This window comes from Miltoncostaea oceani, from assembly GCF_018141545.1.
In the GTDB taxonomy this organism is placed as follows: Bacteria; Actinomycetota; Thermoleophilia; order Miltoncostaeales; family Miltoncostaeaceae; genus Miltoncostaea; species Miltoncostaea oceani.
This window is the reverse complement of record NZ_CP064356.1, coordinates 2,048,369-2,068,166: the sequence shown is the minus strand read 5'-3', so window position 1 is coordinate 2,068,166 and position 19,798 is coordinate 2,048,369. Positions and strand designations below refer to the sequence as shown.

16 protein-coding genes are annotated in these 19,798 nt (G+C 77.9%); 12 read left to right on the top strand and 4 right to left on the bottom strand.

The window, feature by feature from the left end; all coding sequences use genetic code 11:
- Positions 1–70: 70 nt before the first annotated feature.
- A complete protein-coding gene (locus tag IU369_RS10540; RefSeq protein WP_217920939.1) occupies positions 71–1,546 on the top strand; it encodes a DUF7507 domain-containing protein in 1,476 nt (491 codons plus the stop codon).
- On the opposite strand, the gene IU369_RS10535 is transcribed toward IU369_RS10540, so the two are convergent.
- A complete protein-coding gene (locus IU369_RS10535; RefSeq protein WP_217920938.1) occupies positions 1,536–4,835 on the bottom strand; it encodes an ATP-binding protein in 3,300 nt (1,099 codons plus the stop codon). The genes IU369_RS10540 and IU369_RS10535 overlap by 11 nt on opposite strands.
- A gap of 123 nt (positions 4,836–4,958) precedes the next feature.
- On the opposite strand from IU369_RS10535, the gene IU369_RS10530 reads away from it, so the two are divergent.
- On the top strand, positions 4,959–6,047 hold the full coding sequence (locus tag IU369_RS10530) for a class I SAM-dependent methyltransferase (protein WP_217920937.1): 1,089 nt from the start codon (positions 4,959–4,961) through the stop codon (positions 6,045–6,047).
- Between the two features lies 1 nt (position 6,048).
- Here IU369_RS10530 and IU369_RS10525 read toward each other — a convergent pair whose 3' ends face one another.
- Both IU369_RS10525 and IU369_RS10520 read right to left on the bottom strand, forming a co-directional pair.
- On the bottom strand, positions 6,049–6,516 hold the full coding sequence (locus tag IU369_RS10525; protein WP_217920936.1) for an Asp23/Gls24 family envelope stress response protein: 468 nt from the start codon (positions 6,514–6,516) through the stop codon (positions 6,049–6,051).
- 62 nt (positions 6,517–6,578) lie between these two features.
- Entirely contained in the window at positions 6,579–8,258 is a 1,680-nt protein-coding gene (locus tag IU369_RS10520; RefSeq protein ID WP_217920935.1) for a zinc metalloprotease, read from the bottom strand.
- 63 nt (positions 8,259–8,321) lie between these two features.
- Between IU369_RS10520 and IU369_RS10515 the strand changes: the two genes are divergently transcribed.
- The 10 genes from IU369_RS10515 (at position 8,322) to IU369_RS10470 (ending at position 17,902) form a co-directional block, all read left to right on the top strand.
- Positions 8,322–8,609: a hypothetical protein gene (locus tag IU369_RS10515; protein ID WP_217920934.1), complete on the top strand. Its 288-nt coding sequence runs from the start codon at positions 8,322–8,324 to the stop codon at positions 8,607–8,609.
- Positions 8,610–8,629: 20 nt separating this feature from the next.
- Entirely contained in the window at positions 8,630–8,833 is a 204-nt protein-coding gene (locus tag IU369_RS10510; protein ID WP_217920933.1) for a hypothetical protein, read from the top strand.
- A 117-nt stretch (positions 8,834–8,950) separates the two neighbouring features.
- On the top strand, positions 8,951–9,220 hold the full coding sequence (locus IU369_RS10505) for a hypothetical protein (RefSeq protein WP_217920932.1): 270 nt from the start codon (positions 8,951–8,953) through the stop codon (positions 9,218–9,220).
- Entirely contained in the window at positions 9,217–9,654 is a 438-nt protein-coding gene (locus IU369_RS10500; RefSeq protein ID WP_217920931.1) for an ATP-binding protein, read from the top strand. The genes IU369_RS10505 and IU369_RS10500 overlap by 4 nt, the downstream gene beginning before the upstream one ends.
- Positions 9,655–9,762: 108 nt before the next feature.
- Positions 9,763–12,372 (top strand): diguanylate cyclase, encoded by a 2,610-nt coding sequence (locus IU369_RS10495; RefSeq protein WP_217920930.1) that lies wholly within the window; start codon positions 9,763–9,765, stop codon positions 12,370–12,372.
- Between the two features lie 148 nt (positions 12,373–12,520).
- Entirely contained in the window at positions 12,521–13,222 is a 702-nt protein-coding gene (locus IU369_RS10490) for a GAF and ANTAR domain-containing protein (protein ID WP_217920929.1), read from the top strand.
- Positions 13,223–13,283: 61 nt separating this feature from the next.
- On the top strand, positions 13,284–14,009 hold the full coding sequence (locus IU369_RS10485; protein WP_217920928.1) for a GAF and ANTAR domain-containing protein: 726 nt from the start codon (positions 13,284–13,286) through the stop codon (positions 14,007–14,009).
- A gap of 137 nt (positions 14,010–14,146) precedes the next feature.
- Positions 14,147–14,965 carry an HD-GYP domain-containing protein gene (locus tag IU369_RS10480; RefSeq protein WP_217920927.1) on the top strand — a complete coding sequence of 273 codons (819 nt, stop codon included), beginning with the start codon at positions 14,147–14,149 and terminating at the stop codon, positions 14,963–14,965.
- The gene (locus IU369_RS10475) at positions 14,965–16,089 is read left to right on the top strand and encodes a GGDEF domain-containing protein (RefSeq protein WP_217920926.1); all 1,125 of its coding nucleotides are present in this window, start codon (positions 14,965–14,967) and stop codon (positions 16,087–16,089) included. The genes IU369_RS10480 and IU369_RS10475 overlap by 1 nt, the downstream gene beginning before the upstream one ends.
- Positions 16,090–16,330: 241 nt before the next feature.
- Entirely contained in the window at positions 16,331–17,902 is a 1,572-nt protein-coding gene (locus IU369_RS10470) for a peptide chain release factor 3 (RefSeq protein ID WP_217920925.1), read from the top strand.
- Here IU369_RS10470 and IU369_RS10465 read toward each other — a convergent pair.
- Positions 17,863–19,551, bottom strand: coding sequence for a bifunctional diguanylate cyclase/phosphohydrolase (locus tag IU369_RS10465; protein ID WP_217920924.1), 1,689 nt, complete (start codon positions 19,549–19,551; stop codon positions 17,863–17,865). The two genes, IU369_RS10470 and IU369_RS10465, sit on opposite strands and share 40 nt — an antisense overlap.
- Positions 19,552–19,798 lie beyond the last annotated feature (247 nt).

The following is a 19,798-nucleotide window of genomic DNA, read 5'->3' as shown; positions in this document are numbered from 1 at the left end:
CACCGATGGGAGCCGTGCCGGAACGTGGACGCCCGGCTCCCGCGTCCCCCCGATCCCCGAGGCACGCCGCATGATCGCCCCGCTCCGCCCGAACCTCCGCCGGATCGCCACCGCGGCGCTGCTCGCCGTCGCGGCGCTGGCCATGCTGCCCGTCGCCGCGAACGCCGCGACCCCCGCGAAGGTGCGGCTGGTCGACGTCGACCCGTCCTACTCCAAGATCACCGTCACCGGGACCGACGGCGCCACGCACTCGACGTCGCCGGGCCTGCTGCGGCTCCGCGTCACCCCCTCGGGCGGGACCGCGGTCGACCGCGCGGGCTTCTGCGTCGACCTGAAGCACGCCATCGGCGAGGGCCGGGACTACGACGTCCGCATCGCGACGGCCGCCGACCTCCCGGCCCTGACGTCGCCCCGGCACGCCGAGGCCGCCTGGCTCATCGAGCAGGCCCCCGCGCTGATCGCCGCCCAGCCGGCGGCGTCCCGCGCCCTCGAGGCCGGTGCGCTCCAGGTCGCGGTGTGGCAGCTGGTGGGCGAGGCCCGCGAGACGAACCCGACGGGTGACGCCGCCCTCAACGCCCGCGTCGCCGCGATCCGCGTCCTGGCCGCCGGCCGGGCCGTGGGCGGCCCGCTCACCGTGACCCCGGACATGCCGCGCGGCTGCGCGGGCCGGAGCGTGGTGCGCCTCCGCATCACCGGCGTCCCCGGGAGCTCCGCGACGGTGTCCGCGACCGGCGCGTCCGCGGTGCTGAGCGCCACCCAGGTGCGGTTCGCCGCCGACGGCGTCGCCACCGTCTCCCTGTCGTCCGCGACGAAGGGCGTCGTGACGGTCACGACCCGCGCCACCGGCGGCACCCTCACCCGCCTCGTCCGGGCCTCGTCGGGTCAGACGACCCCGCAGGAGACGATGGTGCTGAACCCGGCGACGCCGTACGTCGCGACGACCACCGTCACCTTCGAGGACTGCCCGGTGATCCCGCTGGAGGGCGGCAACCCGACTACCCCGACGACCCCGACCACGCCCGGCACCCCGACGACGCCGACGACGCCGGACACCGGTTCGTACGACACGCCCGTCGCGCCGTTCGAGAGCCCGTCGTCGAACCCGACCATCCCGACGCCGGCGACGCCGAGCGAGACGACCCCGCACCACCCGACCCAGACCGGGCCCCGGCTGCGCGTCCGCAAGACCGGCCCGGCGCGGGCGACCGCGGGCCGGACGATCGGCTACACCATCCGCGTCACCAACACGGGCGCCACCGTGGCGCGCGGCCTGACCGTCACCGACCAGCTCCCCGCGGGCATGTCCCTGGCGGCCGTCCCCGCCGGCGCGAGCCTCCGCGGCGGCCGGGTCGTGTGGACCGTCGCGTCCCTCGCGGCGGGCGCCACGCGCACCCTCACGCTGAAGGTGCGCCTCGACGCCGACATCACGGGCCGCCGCTGCAACACCGCGACGGCGAGCACGCCCGGCGTGCGGCGTGCCGCCTCGACCACCTGCACGATGGTCCGGGCGATCCCGCGGACGCTGCTGCCGGCCGTCACCGGCTGAGCGCCGCGCGCGCCTCCGCGAGGCGCGCGCGCACCTGGGCGGATCGGGGCACGGCCCCGATCCGCCCGCAGATCCGCAGGGCCTCCTCGAAGTGGCAGACCGCCCCGGCGTGGTCGCCCTCGACGGTGGCGAGCAGGCCGAGGTGGTGGTCGAGCGGTCCGTAGCAGGCGGCGGCGCGGCCGACGACGCCGACCAGGCCGGCGTAGGGGGCGAGCATCCGCCGCAGCCGCGCGGCCCGCGCCGCCTGCGCGGGGCCGAGCACCGCGAGGGCCTCCGCCAGGTCGCCCACGGCGTGCCAGTTCGCGTCGAGGCGGACGGCCGCGAAGTCGTCGCGCGCGAGGTCGTCGACCAGCGCCTCCGCCTCCGCCCGGTGTCCGAGGCCCGCCTCGACCCACGCCAGCCAGGTCTTCCACGCCCACGCCGCGGGGGAGTCGGCGACCCCGCGGTCCACGAAGTCGCGGTCGAACCCGTCGAAGCGGCCCGTGTCGATGAGGGCCTGGACCTCCTGGATCAGCACGTGGAGCCGGACGTTGGGGTCGTCGGCGCGACGCCCGAGGGCGAGGGCCTCCGCGCCGAGCCGGGCGGCGGCGTCCCGGTCCCCCTCGAGCAGGGCGAGGGTCCCGCGCCACAGCGGCGTCCACCAGCGGTAGTGGGGGAGGCCGAGGGCGTCCGCGCCGGCGCCGTACGCCTCCACCTCGGCGCGCACCTCGTCGAGCCGCGCGAGCTCCATCAGGTCCACCACGCGCCAGGCCCGGCCCTGCAGCGCCGTCGCCGCGTCGCCCGCGCGGGTCGCGGCCGCGGTCATCTCCGTGGCGACCGCGAGGCGCTCCTCGGCGTGGTCGATGTCCCAGATCGCCACCCGCCGGGCGTTGAGGGCCGCCGCCAGGGCCCCCGGGTCGCCGGTCCGGCGCGCCACCGCCACCGCCTCGGCGCTGAGGGCGTCGGCCCGGGGGCGGTCCGCGTAGTAGAGCTCGATCGCCAGCCGGCCGAGCAGGCGGGCCCGCAGGTCCGGGTCGGTGCCGCCGACGGACGCGAGGGCGCCCTCGAGCGCGCCGGCGACCCCGGGGTCGCACGGGCCGATCACGGTCCCGAGGCCCCCGCGGCCGAGGGCGGCGCGGGCCTCGAGCGGCGCGTCCCCCGCGGCGCGCGCCAGGTCCCCGGCCTCGGCGAACGCGGCACGCGACGCCGCCCGGTCGCCGGCGCGGCCGGTCGCGTCGCCGAGGGCCACCAGCATCCCCGCCCGCCGGGGGTCGCCGGCCGGCAGGGCGGCGAGCGCCCGCGCGAGGTGCGCGGCGGCCTCGTTGTCGGCGAGCAGCGCCCGCGCCCGCGCCGCCGCCGCCATCGACCACCGGACCGCCGCCTCGGGGTCGGCGTCCGGCAGTGCCGCCTGCAGGTGGCGGGCGGCCTCGGCCGCGTGGGTGTCGGGGTCGCGCTCGGCGCGGGGCACCACCACCTCGGCGATCCGCCGGTGGCGGCGGCGGCGGAGCGGCGGCGACAGCCGGTCGGCGAGCGCCTCCGCCACCAGCGCGTGGCCGAACGCGTGCCGCCCCGTCGCGGGGTCCGCCTCGGCCACGAGGCCCGCCTCCCGCGCCCGCTCGACCGCCGCGAGGGCCGCCGGCCCGTGCAGCTCCTCCAGCAGGTCCAGGGGGAACTCGGTCCCGAGGAGCGCGGCGGTCTCGAGCGTCGCCGCGACGTCGTCGCCGAGCCGGTCGACGCGTTGCCCGACCAGCTCGACGACGCGCTCGGGGACCGCCGCTCCCGCGTCGCCGCCGTCCGCCGTCGCGCGCACCAGCTCGCCGAGTAGCAGGGGGTTGCCGCGGGCGCGGCGCCCGAGTCGCGCCGCGTCGGCGACGGGCCCGCCGTGCGACCCGACGAGGTCGGCGACCTCCCCCTCGTCGAGGCCCGTGAGCGGCACCGACACCAGGGGCTGGTCGCGGCGGATGTCCGACAACGCCGCCGCCAGGGGGTGCGCGCGGCCCACCTCGGTGTCGCGGTACGTGCCGACCACGAGCAGCCGGGCCCCGCCGGTCATGCGGGTCAGGTGGCGCAGCATCTGGAGCCCGGCGGGGTCGATCCAGTGGAGGTCGTCGAGCACCAGCAGCGTCGGCCGTCCCGCGGCGATCCCCTCCAGCACCCCGCGGACGGCCTCGAAGGCGCGGTACCGGCCCGTGCCGGCGTCGTCGGGCGCGACGGCGGCCGGGTCGGGCTCGACGGCCGGCAGCACCCGGGCGAGGTCGGGGCGCCGCCGCCCGATCAGCGCGTCGCGCTCGGCGGAGGGCAGGGCGCGCAGGTGCCGCTCCAGCGCCTCGACGAACGGCTGGTGGGGGACGGGGGCGTCCTCGTCGGACCGTCCGTAGAGCACGGCGGCGCCCCTGCCGTGCACCTGCGCCGCGAGGGCCGACGCCAGCCGGGTCTTGCCGATCCCGGGCTCGCCCGCGACGACCGCGATCCGCGTCGCGCCCGAGGCCGCGTCCCGCCAGGCCGCCTGCAGGACGGCGAGCGCATCGGCGCGGCCGACGAACGGCCCACGTCGGTCGAGCGGGGCGGGGAGGGGCGTCGGCGACGACCCCGCCCCGGTGGTCGCGCCGGGGCCGCCGGCCCGCACCTCGGCGACCATCTCGCGGGTCTCGGCCGACGGCACGATGCCGAGGTCGCGCCGCAGCCGGGTCCGCAGGTCGTCCATCGCCGCGACGGCGCCGGCCCGGTCCCCCGCCCGGGCGAGCAGGCCGATCAGGGCACGCGCGGCGATCTCGCTGTGGGGGTCGTCGGCGACGCGCCGTCGTGCCCAGGCGATCGCGGCGGGCACGTCCCCGGCCTCGGCGGCCGCCGACGCGAGCGCCCCGAGCATCCCCCGCACCTCCTCGCGATGGCGGGCGCGCTCCGCCTCGACCCACTCCTCGTCGAGCCCCGCCAGCAGCTCCCCCGCGCCGGCGACCGCGACGGCGCCCGCCAGGTCGCCGGCGTCCCGGGCGGCGCGGGCGGTCGCGATGTCGGTCGCGACACGGGACGGGTCGTCGCTCAACCCGACGCGGTCGCGGTCGGCGACGAGCGCGTCGGCCGCCTCCCCGAGCGCGCCGCGGAGCGCCCAGACCGCCTGGCGCAGGCTCTTGCGGGCGCTCTCGTCGGACACGTCGGGGCGCAGGCGCGCGGCGAGGTCGCCCCGGGCGTGCATCCCGGGGTGCAGCGCCAGCCACGCGAGGAGCGCCCGGGCGCGGGTCGCCGTCCCGAGGTCGACGGGCGCCCCGTCCACCTCGGCGGCGATCCCGCCGACCACGCGGATGGTGAGCACGGTCGCAAGCGTAGTGCGGCACGCGGCGCGGGCGCGACCCGCGCGAGACGGGGCGCGAGACGGTGCCGGGACGGTCGTGCCGCAGCATCGTCGCCGTCGGACAACCGCACCCGGGGAGGACCCATGAGCACCACCGCCGCACCCACCCACACCTCCGAGGCGCTCGGCGAGCGCATGTTCGGCGCCCTGCTGGGGGCGCTGGAGCTGGCCTGCATCGACGTCGGCGACCGCCTCGGCCTCTACGCCGCCCTCGACGCGGGCGGCGACCAGACGAGCGGCGAGCTCGCCGCGCGCGCCGGCATCGACGAGCGGTACGCCCGGGAGTGGCTCGAGCAGCAGGCGGTCGCGGGGATCGTCGTCGTCGACGACGCCACCCGGCCCGCGCGGGAGCGCCGGTTCTCGCTCCCCGACGGGCACCGCGACGCGCTGCTCGCCCCCGACTCACTCGTCTACGCGACGTCGATGGCCCGGGTCCTCGCGGGCGTGATGAAGCCGATCGACCGCCTCGTCGAGGCGTTCCGCACCGGCGACGGCGTCCCGTACCCGGCGTTCGGCCCGGCGTGCCGCGAGGGGATCGCGGCGTTCAACCGGCCGATGTTCGTCAACCACCTCGCCCAGGACTGGATCCCCGCGGTTCCCGAGCTCGACGCGCTGCTGCGGTCACCGGGCGTCCGGGTGGCGGACATGGGCTGCGGCGCCGGCTGGTCGAGCGTCAGCCTGGCGGCCGGGTACCCGGGGGCGCGGGTCGACGGGCTCGACGCCGACGAGGCGTCGATCGCGTCGGCGCGGGAGCTCGCCGCGGCCCGCGGCCTGACGGACCGGGTCCGGTTCTTCGCCCAGGACGTCAGCGACGCGGTGTCGGGCGACTACGACCTCGTGACGATCTTCGAGGCCCTGCACGACATGGCGCGTCCCGTGGAGGCGCTCCGCACGGCGCGCGGCCTGCTGCGTCCCGGGGGCCGGGTGCTGATCGCCGACGAGCGCGTCGCCGACGCGTTCGGCGCCGTCGGCGACGAGATCGAGCGCCTGAACTACGGCTTCAGCGTGCTGCACTGCCTCCCCGTCGGGCGGGAGGACGCGCACTCGGCGGCGACGGGGACGGTGATGCGCGCGTCGACGGTCGACGGCTACGCCCGCGCCGCCGGGTTCGACGGGGCGCGGGTGCTGCCGATCGAGAACGACTTCTGGCGGTTCTACCTCCTGAGCGTCTGAGTCAGGCGCCGGCGGGGACCGCCGCGGACGGGTCGGGACCGGCATGCGCGGTCCCGGCCGCGGCGGGCGACGCCTCCGCGGGGGCGTCCTCCGCGGGCGGCGGGACCACGTCGACGACGCCGATGTCGACGCGGGCGACGGTCATGCCGGTCGCGAACTCGACGCGCTCGACCACCCGTGCGCGCACCGACTCGACCACGCCGGGTATGGCGACGCCGTCGCGCACCACGAGGCGCAGCGCGATGGTGGCGGTGCCGGCGTCGATCCTCACGGACGCCCCGCCACGACGGCGCTCCGACGCGCGGACCCATCCCCGGCGGACGCCGCCGCCGCGGAGGTCCTCGACGCCGTCGACCTCGCGGGCCGCGGTCGCGGCGACCTTCGCCACGATCGCGTCGGCGATCCAGGTCTCGCCGCCGGACGCGGCCGGCGCCTCGGGGAACGCGGCGGTGGGGTTCTCGTCGGACATGGGGCCTCCTCTCGCGGTCAGCGGAGTGTGACCCATCGCCCCGCCGGGCGCGACGGGGACGGTCAGGCCCGCAGGTAGCCGACCCGGCGGGAGTAGACGAGCTCGATGCCGAACGGCTCGCGGGCCACGGGGATGAGCGTGGTGAGGCGGTAGACCCCCGGCGCCGGAGGGGTCCATGTGACCGAGAAGACGCCGCCCGCCCCGATCTCGACCGGGATCGACGCCCCGGCGCGGGTGCTGACGGCGTCGACGCGGCCCGTCAGCCCGGCGAGGCCGGGGTCGGTGGTGCCGCTGACGGTCACGGCGCCCCCGGCGGGGAGGGGGGTCGGCACCGCCCGGTGGGCGCCGAGCGCCGGCGTGAAGGTCGTCGTCGCCCCCGGCTCGACGGGGACGGCCGACAGGTCGGCGACCGCCGGCGCGGAGCGGTGCCCGGCGGCGTCGACCGCCGTCACCGACACCTGGGCGCCCGTCCCGCGCGGCACCCGCACCTGGCCGGCGCCGCGCACCACCAGCCCCGGCACGTCGTCGGCGGGCACCGACGTGACCACGTCGCCCTGGGTGATCTCGAGCGTCAGCACCCCGGCGCCCCGCGCCGTCGCGGTCACCCCCAGCAGCAGCTCGGGGGCGCCGCCGACCGGGGCCACGACGCGCGTCGACGCGACGCCGACCGCGGGGGGCGTCCGGTCGAGCCAGGTGGTCACGACGCGGGGGACGCGCCCCCCGGCGACCTTGAGGCGGAACGCCCCGGGGACCGTGAGCACCCGCCGCGGGGCGAGCACCTGGCGCGCCAGGCACGCCCCGTCGGCGCGGCACGTGACCTGCGGGTCGGTCGCCGGCAGCCGGACGGGCCGCGGGTAGAGGTCGGTGCCGGGGGCGGGGGAGTAGGCCCCGGGGACCCGGGAGACGGCGACGCCGCGGGGCGCGACGACCGGGCGGGAGTAGCGCAACGCCGCCCGGCGGCGTGACTCGACGAACCAGTCGCCGTCGGCGGTGCGCAGGCGGAGCAGCGTCGGCCGCGGTCCGTCGACCGGGCGCACCCGCGTCGCCGACGTGCCCGCCGGCGCGTCCGCGACGGGCGCGAGCCCGAGGACGGCCATCGCGTACGCCCCGAAGCGGTCGCCGCCGTACCCCATGATGTCGAGGGCGTCGCCGTACTCGAAGACGTTGGCGGGGCGCTCAAGGCAGCCGAGGGGGGAGAACGGCCGGCGGCACCCCGTCGGGGCGACGGCGTGCTCCAGGCCCATGGCGTGACCGAGCTCGTGGGCGAGCGTCCCCGCCTCCCGCCAGCCCGTCCCCTGCAGCAGCACCTGCGCCGTCGAGCCGTAGCTCGACGAGGGCTGCCGCGACGCGGCGACGAACACGGGCACCGCGCCGGCGAACGTCACGCCGCGTGCGGACGCCCGGGCGACCGCCACGCCGAAGATCCGGGGGTCGAGGAAGCGGGGCGACGTCTCGTACCGTCCCGCGGGGATGGTGGGCGCGACCTCGCCGCTCAGCACGATGCGCCCCCGCGACGCCCGCGCCATCAGCGTGCGCGTGTCGTCCAGCAGCCGCCGCAGGCGTTGCGCGCTCGGCACCGGCTCCCCGCGCAGCCGGACCGGCAGGATCACGACCCGCAGCGGGGTCCCCACCGGCCGCAGGGCCTCCGCCGTCGTGGCCGGCGCGGCGGCCCCGGCGGTGGCCGTGGACGCGACAGCGGCGGCGGCGAGCAGCGCGAGGGTGACGAGGCGTGAGGTTCCCACAGGTTTCAGCGTATCGGCGCGGGCGGCTCCCCGACCCCGGTGCGGGTGGATAGCCTCCCCCGGATGAGCGACGACGACGACCTCCGCACCCTCCGCGCCGCGGCGCTCGCGCGCGCCGGCGCCCCCGACCTGCGTGCCCTGGCGCGCGCCCCCGTGGTCGCCCGCCTCGAACCCGACCTCGCCGCCGTGCTGCGCCTGCGCCTCGGCCTCGACCGGGATCCGCCCCGGCCCCGGACGCGGCCGGAGGTGGCCGAGGCGCTCGGCCTCGGCGGGGCCCGCGTCGACGACATGGTCGCGGCCCTCGAGGAGGACGTCCTGGACGCCCTCGGCCCCGCCGCCGCCGAGCGCTGAGCGTCGGTAGGGTCCCGCCCATGAGCGATCTCACCGAGGGGCGACGGGGCGAGCTGCGAGCGCTGATCGAGGACGCCGCGGCGCGGTTCGCGGAGGACCCGGCGGCGCGGCCGGAGTTGTCGAAGGCGATGCGCGGCGGGTACTTCGCCGGCCTCGACCGCCAGGACGTCATCGCGCGATCCGGGCTCTCGCAGCACGACGCGGAGCGCGTGCTCGACGGCTGACCGTCCCGGCGGCGCGGGCACGGCAGGCGGGTGTGGTTCCCCGCCGACCGGATGGTGGTGGCGCGTGTGGACCCCCGGGTACGTGCGGAACCACACGACCAACGAAAGGGGGACCCCGTGCCGGACCACGGAGTCTCACTCGTCCCGATCGCGCATCGGAGCCTCCAGCCGATACTCGTCGGGCTCGCGGAGGTGCTGCACGCCGGCGATGCCGGGTGCCCGCACGCCGAGATCTACGCCGCCGTGGCCGAGGCGTACGTCGCCGGCCACATCGACGGCCAGCGCCACGCCGTGGGGGAGGTGGCGCCCGAGGCCGCACGGCGCGGCCTGCACCTGCGCCTCGCGCCGGCCCTCGAGGACGACCGCCGGACGGGGGCGGACGCGTGACCGGGGGGACGCCGCAGGCCGACCGCACCGCGGTCCGCCTGCCCGCCACGCCCGAGGCGCCGACCCACGCCCGTGAGCTCGTCGCCGGTGCGCTGCGCGACGCCGGGTGGTCGCGCGACGACGTCGCCGGCGCCGCGCTCGCGGTGGACGAGGCCGTCCAGAACGCGGTCGAGCACGGGTCGGTCCCCCGCGCGCCGGTCGAGGTGGTGGTCGACGTCGACGAGGAGGGGGCCGAGATCGTCGTGCGGGACCGGGGGCGGCCGGGGGCGTCGGTCCCCGCCGGGCCGCCCCGGCGCCCCGGCCCCTCGTCGGTGCGGGGACGGGGGCGCGCGATCATGCGGGACCTCGCGGACGAGGTCGACTGGCGCGACCGCGACGGCGGCACCGAGGTGCGCCTGCGCCTCACCCCCCGCGACGGGGCCGCCGGCGCGTGACCGCCACCCGGGTCCGCGCCCGCGCGGACCCGGGGTGCGCCGCGTCCTCCGATCGTTCCCGCCGATCGGTCGATGCGCGGGGGGCGGCCCGGTGCCGATCCTCCCCGCATGACACACCCGACGGACACGCACCCGGATCCCGTGCGTGCAACCGCGGCCCTCCACGATCCGGCGCGCCTCGCGGCACTGCGGCGCACCGGGCTCCTGGACGCGCCGCGGCAGGATGCCTTCGACCGGCTCACCCGCCTCGCCGCCGATGCGATCGGGGCGCCGGTCTCGCTCGTGTCGCTGGTCGACGAGGGACGCCAGTTCTTCACGAGCGCCCTCGGCCTGGCGGAGCCCGTCGCCACGGCGCGGCAGACGCCGCTGTCCCACTCGTTGTGCCGCCTCGTACTCGGCGGCGAGGAGCTGGTCGTCGCGGACTCGCGGGAGCACCCGCTCGTCCGGGACAACCCCTCGATCACGGACTTCGGCGTCGCGTCGTACGCGGGGATCCCCATCACCCTCACCGGCGGGGAGACCCTCGGGTCGCTCTGCGTCATCGACGACGTGCCGCGCGAGTGGACGGGCGACGAGCTCGCGATCCTCCGCGACCTGGCCGCCGCGGCCGTCACGGAGGCCGAGCTGCGGCTCGCGCTGATCGAGGCGCACGCCCGCGCCCGCTGCGACCCCATGACGGGCCTGCTGAACCACGGCGCCTTCCACGAGCGCCTGCGGGACGAGCTCGACGGCGCCCCCGACGACGGCCGCGAACTGGCCCTGATCCTCCTCGACATCGACTTCTTCAAGAGCGTCAACGACCGCTTCGGCCACCTGGCCGGCGACGCGGCCCTCATCGAGGTCGCCCGGCGGATCGACGACCGGACGCGCGCGGGTGACGTGCTGGCGCGCGTCGGCGGCGAGGAGTTCGCCTGGATCCTGCCGGGCACGTCCCGCGCCGACGCGGTCGCGGCCGCCGAGCGCGCCCGCCGCGCCGTCGCGGCGACGCCCATCGAGGGCATCGGGACGCTCACGATCTCCGCCGGGGTGGTCGATCGCCACGACGCCGGCGACGCACGCCGTCTCTACGCCCGCGCCGACGCGGCGCTCTACGCCGCGAAGGCCGGCGGCCGCAACCGTGTCGTCGCGGGCGACGAGCCCACGGCGACGGCGGCAGAGCCCGTGGCGCGGCCGCGGGAGGAGGCCGACGAGCACACCCCGCCCGGCACCCGTGAGCACGCGGCCGTGACCCGCCTCGTCGCGGCCCTGGTCTCCTCCGAGGGGGATGTGACGGCGGCCGCGCGGGCGGTGGCCGAGCAGGCGGCGTGGCTGGCCCGTGGGACGGGCGCCACCGTCATGGGCCACGGCGCGCCGCTCGCGACGTGGGGCGACGCCGCCCCCCATCGGCCGTCGCACCCGCTCGTCGTCCCGGTGCTCACCGGGGACGGCGTCTGGGGGGCGATCGAGGTGCACGGGGGGCCGCGACCCGGCGACGGGCCCGCCCCCCCGCGGGCGGCGCTGGAGACGCTCGCGTCCCTGTTCGCACTGGCCGTGGCGAACGACGAGGGCCGGGTCCGGCTCACCGAGATGGCCGACCGGGACCACCTCACGGGGCTCCCGCACCACCGGGCGTTCCAGGAGCGCCTCGCCGAGGAGGTGGCCCGCGCACGCCGGCACGAGCGGCGGCTCGCGCTGGTCGTCGCCGACCTCGACAACTTCTCCCACGTCAACCACGACCACGGCCACGAGGCCGGCGACCGCGTCCTCATCGAGGTCGCCCGCCGCATGTCGGCCGCGGCCCGTCCCGGCGACACCGTCGCGCGCCTCGGTGGCGGCCAGTTCGCCTGGGTCCTCCCGGAGTGCGACGAGCTGACGGCCTGGGAGGCCGCCGAGCACCTCCGGGTCGCCATCGCCGGGGAGCCGTTCCCGGACGTCGGCCACGTGACGATCTCGTCCGGCGTCTGCGACCTCGCGTCGGCCGAGGACGCCGAGCAGCTCCACCAGCGCGCCGGGGGCGCGCTCTACTGGGCGAAGCGGCACGGCCGCAACAGCGTGTTCCTCTACGCGCCCGACGTCATCGACGCGCTGACGGCCGAGGAGCGGATCGAGCGCCTGGAGCGCCAGCAGGCGCTGGCGGGCGTCCGCATGATCGCCCGGGTCGTGGACGCGAAGGACCCGGCGACCCGCCGGCACTCGGAGAGGGTCGCCGGACTGGCGGTGCGCCTCGCCACCGTCATGGGCTGGGCCCCGGCCAGGGTGGCCCTGCTGCACGAGGCCGGGCTCGTGCACGACGTCGGCAAGATCGGGGTGCCCGACGCCATCCTCTTCAGCGCCGGCCGCCTCACCCCCGGCGAGTTCGCGGTGATCCGCGAGCACGCCGCCCTCGGCGCGAAGATCGTCGCGGAGGTGCTGAACACGGAGCAGACGGCGTGGGTCCGCAGCCACCACGAACGCCACGACGGCGGCGGGTACCCCGACGGCATCGCCGGTGACGCGATCCCGGAGGGCGCGCGGATCCTGGCACTGGCCGACTCGTGGGACGTGATGACGGTCGCCCGCCACTACAGCGCGCCCATGACGGTCGCCGACGCCCTCGCGGAGTGCCGCCGGGAGTCGGGGCTCCAGTTCGCGCCGGCGGTCGTCGCGGCGCTCGAGGATCTCCTCGCGGTCGCCCCCTCGGGCCTCCCGGGCGTCCCGGTCGCGGCCGGGGCCGGCGCGGACGGACCGCCGACGCGCTAGGCTCGCCCGGACCGGACCCCCCCGTGCGCGACCGTGTGCCACCACCCCGCGACCCGCCGCCGTGCCGGTGGCGGAGCCGCCCCGACCGGTCCCGAGGGCCCGTGCCACATCGCGCCACGACGGAACGATCCCGGCACACGGTGCCGCGATGACCGGTGACCCCGCCGCGCGGCGCGCGCTCATCTCCGCCCTGGTGGCCGCCGCCAACGGACCCGACCCGATGCCGGAGCTCTGCCGGGCGTGCGCGCGGGAGCTGGACGTGCCGGGTGCGAGCATGATGGTGATGGGAGACGACGGGCCGGCGCCGCTGGCGTGGTCCGGCGAGGTCGGCCGGCGCCTCGAGGAGATCCAGCGCACCGTCGGGGAGGGGCCGTGCGTCGACGCCCACCGCTCGGGCGCGGGCGTCTCCGAGCCCGACCTGCGCGCGCCGCGGCCGGGGCGCTGGGCCGCCTTCGGCCCGGCGGCCGTCGCGGCGGGGGCCGTGTCGATCCTGTCCGTCCCCCTGCGGGTCGGTGCGGTGCGCCTCGGGGCCCTGACCCTGCACGGCGTCGCGGCCGGCGACCTCGGCCACGTGGACGACGCCGACGCCGCCGCGGCCGCCGACGTGGCGGTCCACGCCATCCTCGCCGCACAGTCCGGTGCGGGGGAGGGCGCCCTCGGCGAGGACCTCCAGGTGCTGACCGACTACAGCGCCACCGTCCACCAGGCGTCGGGGATGGTGAGCGTCCAGCTCGGGGTCGGCGTGGGGGAGGCCCTGGTGCGGATCCGCGCCCATGCGTTCGTGACCGGACGGCCCCTCACCGAGGTCGCCGCCGACGTCGTCGCCGGCCGGCTCCGGCTGGACCGGTGACGCCGATGCCCGCACACTCATACACTCGGTCCCCGGACCGCCTCGACAGGACGGAACGACCGTGACCCGAGAACAGCGCCTCGCGACGACCTTCGTCGAGCTCGCCGACAGCCTGGTGGAGGACTTCGACGTGGTGGAGCTGCTGGTGCTCCTCACCGAGCGCAGCGTGGAGCTTCTCGGCGCCGAGGCCGCCGGCCTGCTCCTCGCCGACGGCAACGGCAACCTGCGGCTCATCGCCGCGACCAGCGAGGCCATCGAGACGGTCGAGCTCTTCCAGATCCAGAACGACGAGGGCCCCTGCCGCGACGCCTTCCACGACGGCGCGCCCGTCGAGGTCGTCGACCTCGCGCACGCCGCGGACCGCTGGCCGCGGTTCGCCCCCGTCGCCGCGGCCGCCGGGTTCCGCGCGGCGCACGCGTTCCCCCTGCGCCTGCGCGGCAGCGTCCTGGGCGCCATGAACCTCTTCCGCGTCGAGCCGCTCCCCATGACCGCCGCGGAGGTCGCGACTGCCCAGGCCCTCGCCGACGTCGCGACGATCGCCGTCCTCCAAAGCCGCGCGCTCCACGAGTCGCGGATGGTGGCCGAGCAGCTCCAGGGTGCGCTGCACAGCCGGGTGGCCATCGAGCAGGCCAAGGGCATCATCGCCGAGCGCCACGGCTGCGACATGGACACGGCGTTCCGAGCCCTGCGCAACCACGCCCGTCGCGGCGGCCTGCGGCTCTCGGACGTCGCCCACGACGTCGTCGCCGGCGCCCTCCGTCCCGAGGACCTCCGCACCAGCACCTGAGGTCGCGCGGCGACGCGTTGCGCCGTCCCGGCCGTGGGCATACCCTCCGAGCGGGATCACGGATCCCGACAAGGGGGTGCGTCCGGCCCCCGCCGCCCGAGACCCCGGCGGCATGTCCCTCTCCGAAGGGAGCATGCGTGCCCGGTCTCAGGAGGTCCCGCCGCCGGCCCACCGGGACGTCCCCCGGCGGGGAGCGCCGTGCGTCCCCGCCCCCGCAGGAGCCCGTCGCCCCGGCGCCGGGCCCCGACCCGCGCGAGCTGGAGGAGCTGGTCGCCGAGCGCACCGCGTCGCTGAGGAGGGCGAAGCGCTCGCTGGCGGCGATGGGCGAGAGCCTCACCCGGTCCCGGGCCGAGACGGTCCGCCGCCTCGCGGGCGCGATCGCGGCCCGCGACGGCGAGGCCGGCGCGCACTCGGAGCGGGTGGGCGCGATCTGCTCGTCGCTCGCGGCACACCTCGGGCTCGACCCCACGCGGTGCGGGGCCATCGGGACGGCCGGGGCGCTGCACGACCTGGGCAAGCTGGCCATCCCGGACGCGATCCTCGACAAGCCCGGTCCGCTCACCCCGCAGGAGCGGCAGGTCATCGAGACGCACGCCGAGATCGGCTTCCGCATGCTCGCCGGGTCGGGTGAACCGCTCCTCGACCTGGCGGCTCTCATGGCCCGCACCCACCACGAGCGCATCGACGGCTCCGGGTACCCCGACCGGCTCAGGGCGGACCGGATCCCGCGCGAGGGGCGCATCGCCGCCGTCGCCGACGTCTTCGACGCCCTCACCCACGACCGGGTCTTCCGGCCGGCGATCGCGGTGGACCAGGCCCTGCGGATCATCGGCGACGGCCGGGGCACGCGGTTCGACCCCGAGGTCGTGGATGCGCTCGTCGCGTGCGTGGAGGCGCCGTCCCGCGGCCCGACGGCCCGGCCCCGGGTGGCGCTCGGCGGCGGGGCGGCACGCTGATGCCGCCGGAGCCCGCACCCGACGACGCCGCCGCGGTGGCCCTCCGCGATGCGGTCCGTCGCGAGCTGCGCGAGATCGCGGCCCACGACGGCGCCGTGACGCGCGCGGACGCCGAGCAGGGCCTCGCCGACATCGACCAGACCATCGCCGACGCGGACGCCGGTACGTTCGGGGGCGACCAGGCGCTCGCCGACCGCGAGCAGGACGCCGCCGACCGCGACCAGGAGGCCTCCGACCTCGATCGGGGCGCGTCGGACCTCGACGAGGCGCACGGGGACGCCGTCCACGACGCGACCCGTGCCGAGCGCCGCGCGACGGCCCGCGAGCGCCATGCGACGGCGGCGGAGCGGTCGCGCGCCACCGCGGAGCGGCTCGGCGCCGCGCAGCGCCGCGACGAGGTCGCCGACGCCCGGGATCGTGCCGCGGAGGCACGCGACCGCTCCGCCGACGCGCGCGACCGGGCGGCCGACGCTCGCGATCGCGCCGCCGAGGGGCGCGAGCAGCTGGCGCGCGACGCGGGCCTCGTCGATCCGGCCGCCGCGGCCCTCGCGGAGATGCGCCGGGGCGCGTCGCAGATCCGCCACCGGTCCGCCCGGGAGCGCGCGGCGGCAGCCGTCGACCGCGAGGCCGCCGCAGCGGACCGCCGGCGTGCCGCGTCCGACCGCTCCGACGGCGGCTTCGACGAGCTGACGGGCGTGTTCCGCCGGGGCACGGGCGAGCTGGCCCTCGCCCACGAGTTCGCCCGCGCCCGCCGTCTGCGCCTCCCGCTGGTGATCGCGATGCTCGACGTCGACGGCCTCAAGGCCGTCAACGACACCGAGGGGCACGCCGCCGGCGACGCGCTGCTGCGGGACGTCCCCCGCGCGATCATCGCCTCGCTCCGCTCGTACGACATCACGGTGCGGTGGGGGGGTGACGAGTTCGTCTGCGCGCTGTCGGACGTGACCCTCGACGTCGCGGCGGAGCGCGTCGCCGCCATCGGGGACGCCCTCCGCGCGATGCGCCCCGGCGCGTCGATCAGCGCCGGGCTGGCCACCCTCGCCGACGGCGACAGCCTGGAGGCGCTCATCGAGCGGGCCGACGCGGCCCTGTACCGGCGCAAGGCGGCGATGCGGGACCACTAGGCCGCGCTGCCGCCGCGGGGCGTCGCCCGGGTCCCGTGGTACCGTCAGGTGAGGACGGCGACGTCCGGTGGCCGCGTGCCGCCGCCTCGCCGCCGCCCCGCACCACCGCCGCACTCGGCCGCCCCGCGGCCCCGTCGGCGACGGCCCCCGGCCCCCGCGCCGCCGGCCGTCCGCGACGCGCCACGACGACGATGACGACCCCCGCCGACACACACCCCCGCAGGCGCCGACCGTGGCGACGATGAGCAGCGGCCGCGCGGTCGCCGAGGCGGCCCGCCGGCGGACGTTCGCGATCATCTCGCACCCGGACGCCGGCAAGACCACCCTCACCGAGAAGCTGCTGCTCTACGGCGGCGCGATCGACCTGGCGGGCGCCGTCCGCGCGAAGGACGGCGGCTCGCACGCGCGGTCGGACTGGATGGAGATCGAGCGCCAGCGCGGCATCTCGGTCACCTCCGCCGCGCTGCGCTTCGAGCACCGCGGCCACGTGCTGAACCTGCTCGACACCCCCGGGCACCGCGACTTCTCCGAGGACACCTACCGGGTGCTGACGGCCACCGACACGGCCGTGATGGTGATCGACGCGGCGAAGGGCCTGGAGCCCCAGACCCTCAAGCTGTTCCAGGTGTGCCGCACGCGCGGCACCCCGATCATCACGTTCGTCAACAAGCTCGACCGCCCGGCGCGCGACATCCTGGAGCTGCTCGACGAGATCGAGCGCGAGATCGGCATGCGCCCCACCCCGGTCACGTGGCCGGTGCTGCACGAGGGCGTGTTCCTCGGCATCGTCGACCGGCGCGACGCGACGTTCATCCCGTACGACCGCCCGGTCCACGGCGCCAGCGCCGGCGAGCAGGAGCCCGTGCCCCTCGCCGCGGCCGACCTGCCGCCCGCCGCCCGCGCCACCCTCGCCGACGACCTCGACCTGCTCGACGGCGTCGGGGCCGACCACGACCCCGCCGGGTTCGCGGCGGGCGTCACGACGCCGGTGTTCTTCGGCTCGGCGCTCGGGAACTGCGGGGTGCGCCAGCTGCTGGAGGCCGTCGAGGGCATCGGCCTGCCCCCCGCCGGGTGGGACACGACCGACGGCGGCGTGCGGGCGCTCGACGACCCGTTCTGCGGCGTCGTCTTCAAGGTTCAGGCCAACACCGACCCCCGCCACCGCGACCGCATCGCGTACCTGCGCGTCTGCTCGGGCCGCTTCGAGCGCACCCTCGCCGCCCGCCACGAGCGCACCGGCAAGCCCGTGGGCCTCAGCTACGCGCACCAGCCCTTCGGCCGTGACCGGATCCCCGTGGAGGAGGCCTTCCCCGGCGACGTGATCGGGCTGGTCAACGCGACGGGGCTTCGTCCGGGCGACGTCGTGCACGACGGCCCCGCCGTGCGGTTCGCGCCGATGCCGCGGTTCGCGGCGGAGCACTTCGCCGTCGCGCGCTCCCGCGACTCCCGGCGCTACAAGCAGTTCCAGCGGGGCCTCGGCGAGCTCGACGAGGAGGGCGTCGTCCAGGTGCTCCGCCACCGCGACCGCGGCGACCAGTCCCCGGTGCTCGCGGCCGTCGGGCCGATGCAGCTCGAGGTGGCGAAGGCCCGCCTCGAGGGCGAGTTCGGCGCCCCCACCGAGATCGACCCGCCCCGGCGGATGATCGCCCGCGAGACCGACGAGGAGGGCGCGAAGGTGCTCGCCCGCGTCGGCGTGGAGGTGCTGGCCCGGCGCAGCGGCGAGCTGGTCGCGCTGTTCCGCTCCCCGATGCACGTCGCCGGCATCGAGAAGGACTACCCCGAGGTCCGCCTGGAGGCGCTGCTCGCCGGCTGACCGTCGCCGCCGCCGCCCCCGGCGAGGACGTCCTCCAGCGCCGCAACCGCGGCAGGGTCGAACTGGACGCCCGCGAGGTCCCGGATCTCCGCGAGCGACGCCTCCGGGGTGCGTGCCGGGGCGTAGGCGCGGCCGCGCGTCATGACGTCGAAGGCGTCGGCGACGGCCATCAGGCGCGCGCCCTCCGGGATGTCCGCACCCGCGAGGCCGTCCGGGTAGCCGGACCCGTCGGCCCGCTCGTGGTGGTGGCGCACCCACGCGGTCTGGGCCGGGCCGAGGACCTCGGCCACGATGCCGGCCCCGAGGGCGGGGTGCACCTTCACCCGCTCGTACTCCGCGGACGTCAACGGACCGGTCTGCAGCAGCACGCGGTCGGGGACCCCGATCTTGCCGACGTCGTGGACGAGGGCGGCCTGGCGGAGCGCGTCGATCTCCCGGGCGCCCCATCCGGCGGCGGCCGCCATGCGGCCCACCAGCGACGCGACCCTCTCGCTGTGGCGGCGGGTCGCGGGGTCCTTCGCCTCGACCGCGAGCGCCAGCGCGCGGACCGCGGCGAGGGCCTCCGAGGGCGTCGCCCCCGGCGCGGCGGCGGTCGCCTGGCGCGGGTCGGCGGGGTCGTACCGGTGGACCCGGTTGCGGCCGGCGCCCTTCGCGACGTAGAGGGCCTGGTCGGCGGCGGCGAACAGCGCGTCGTGGTCCCCCGTGTCGCGGAGCTCCGCGACGCCGGCCGAGGCGGTCACCGCGGGGATGCCCTCCTCGTGGACCCGCGCCACGGCGCAGCGCATGCGCTCCGCCGCCGCGACGCCGGCCCGGGCGTCGACCTCGGGCAGGATGACGGCGAACTCCTCGCCGCCGACGCGGGCGAGGACGTCCTCGGAGCGCAGCCCCCCGGCGATCGCACGTGCCGCGTGCTGCAGGACGCGGTCCCCGACCTGGTGGCCCCGGTCGTCGTTGACGCGCTTGAAGTGGTCGAGGTCGAGGACCACCAGCGCGAGGGGGCGCCCGTGGCGGCGGGCGCGGGCGACCTCGGTGTCGAGGCGGCGGTGGAACTCGCCCTGGTTGACCACCCCGGTGAGCCCGTCGATGGTCGCGAGCAGCGTGAGCTCCTCGCGGGCCTGGGCGTTCGCGATCGCGAGGGCCGCCATCTCCGCGAACTGCTCCAGTCGCTCCTCCGCGTCGGGGGGGAACGGGGCGGGGCCCGTCGTCGCGGCGAGGACGGCGCCCCACAGGCGCCCGCCGACGCTGAGGGGCGCCGCGACCCCGCTGGTGTAGCCCTGCCCCCCGACGCGCGCGGTGGTGGGGTCGGTGGGGGGGAGCGCGGGGTAGGTGCACCGGGCCGGGCGACCGGTGCGGGAGACGACCACGACGGCGCCGTCACCCGCGAGGGGGAACGTCACGCCGAGCCGGGACCGGTGCTCCCCGTGCGACCCCACCACGAGCGAGCCCTCGTCGGTGTAGCGCCAGACGATCCCCGCCTCGGCGCCGAGGATGTCGGCGACCTCGCGGGCGACGGTGGCGAACACCGCGGCGGGCGGCGCCCCGCCGGCGACCTCGCGCGCGACGCGCAGCAGCGCGTCCTTCTGCGTCACGAGGCGCACCAGCGGGTCCGGCTCGGTGGTCGTCGGGTGTCGGTCCGTTGATCCGGGCACGCGCGGTCCTCGGGACGGGGTGGGCCGATCCGGGGGGATCCCACCCTGCTCATCGGCGAGACGGGCCCCGGGGTGCAGTCCGGCGCGATCACCGATCGGATGATCGTGGCGGCACCGATCGGAGGATGGTCGCCGGCGGTCCCCCGGGACGGCCGGCCCTCCCCGGGGACGGGACGGGGCCGTCGGGATCGCCCTCCGGGGCTTGCGCCGCCATCCGGTTCGGACCATAGAATCGCGCTTCGATCGA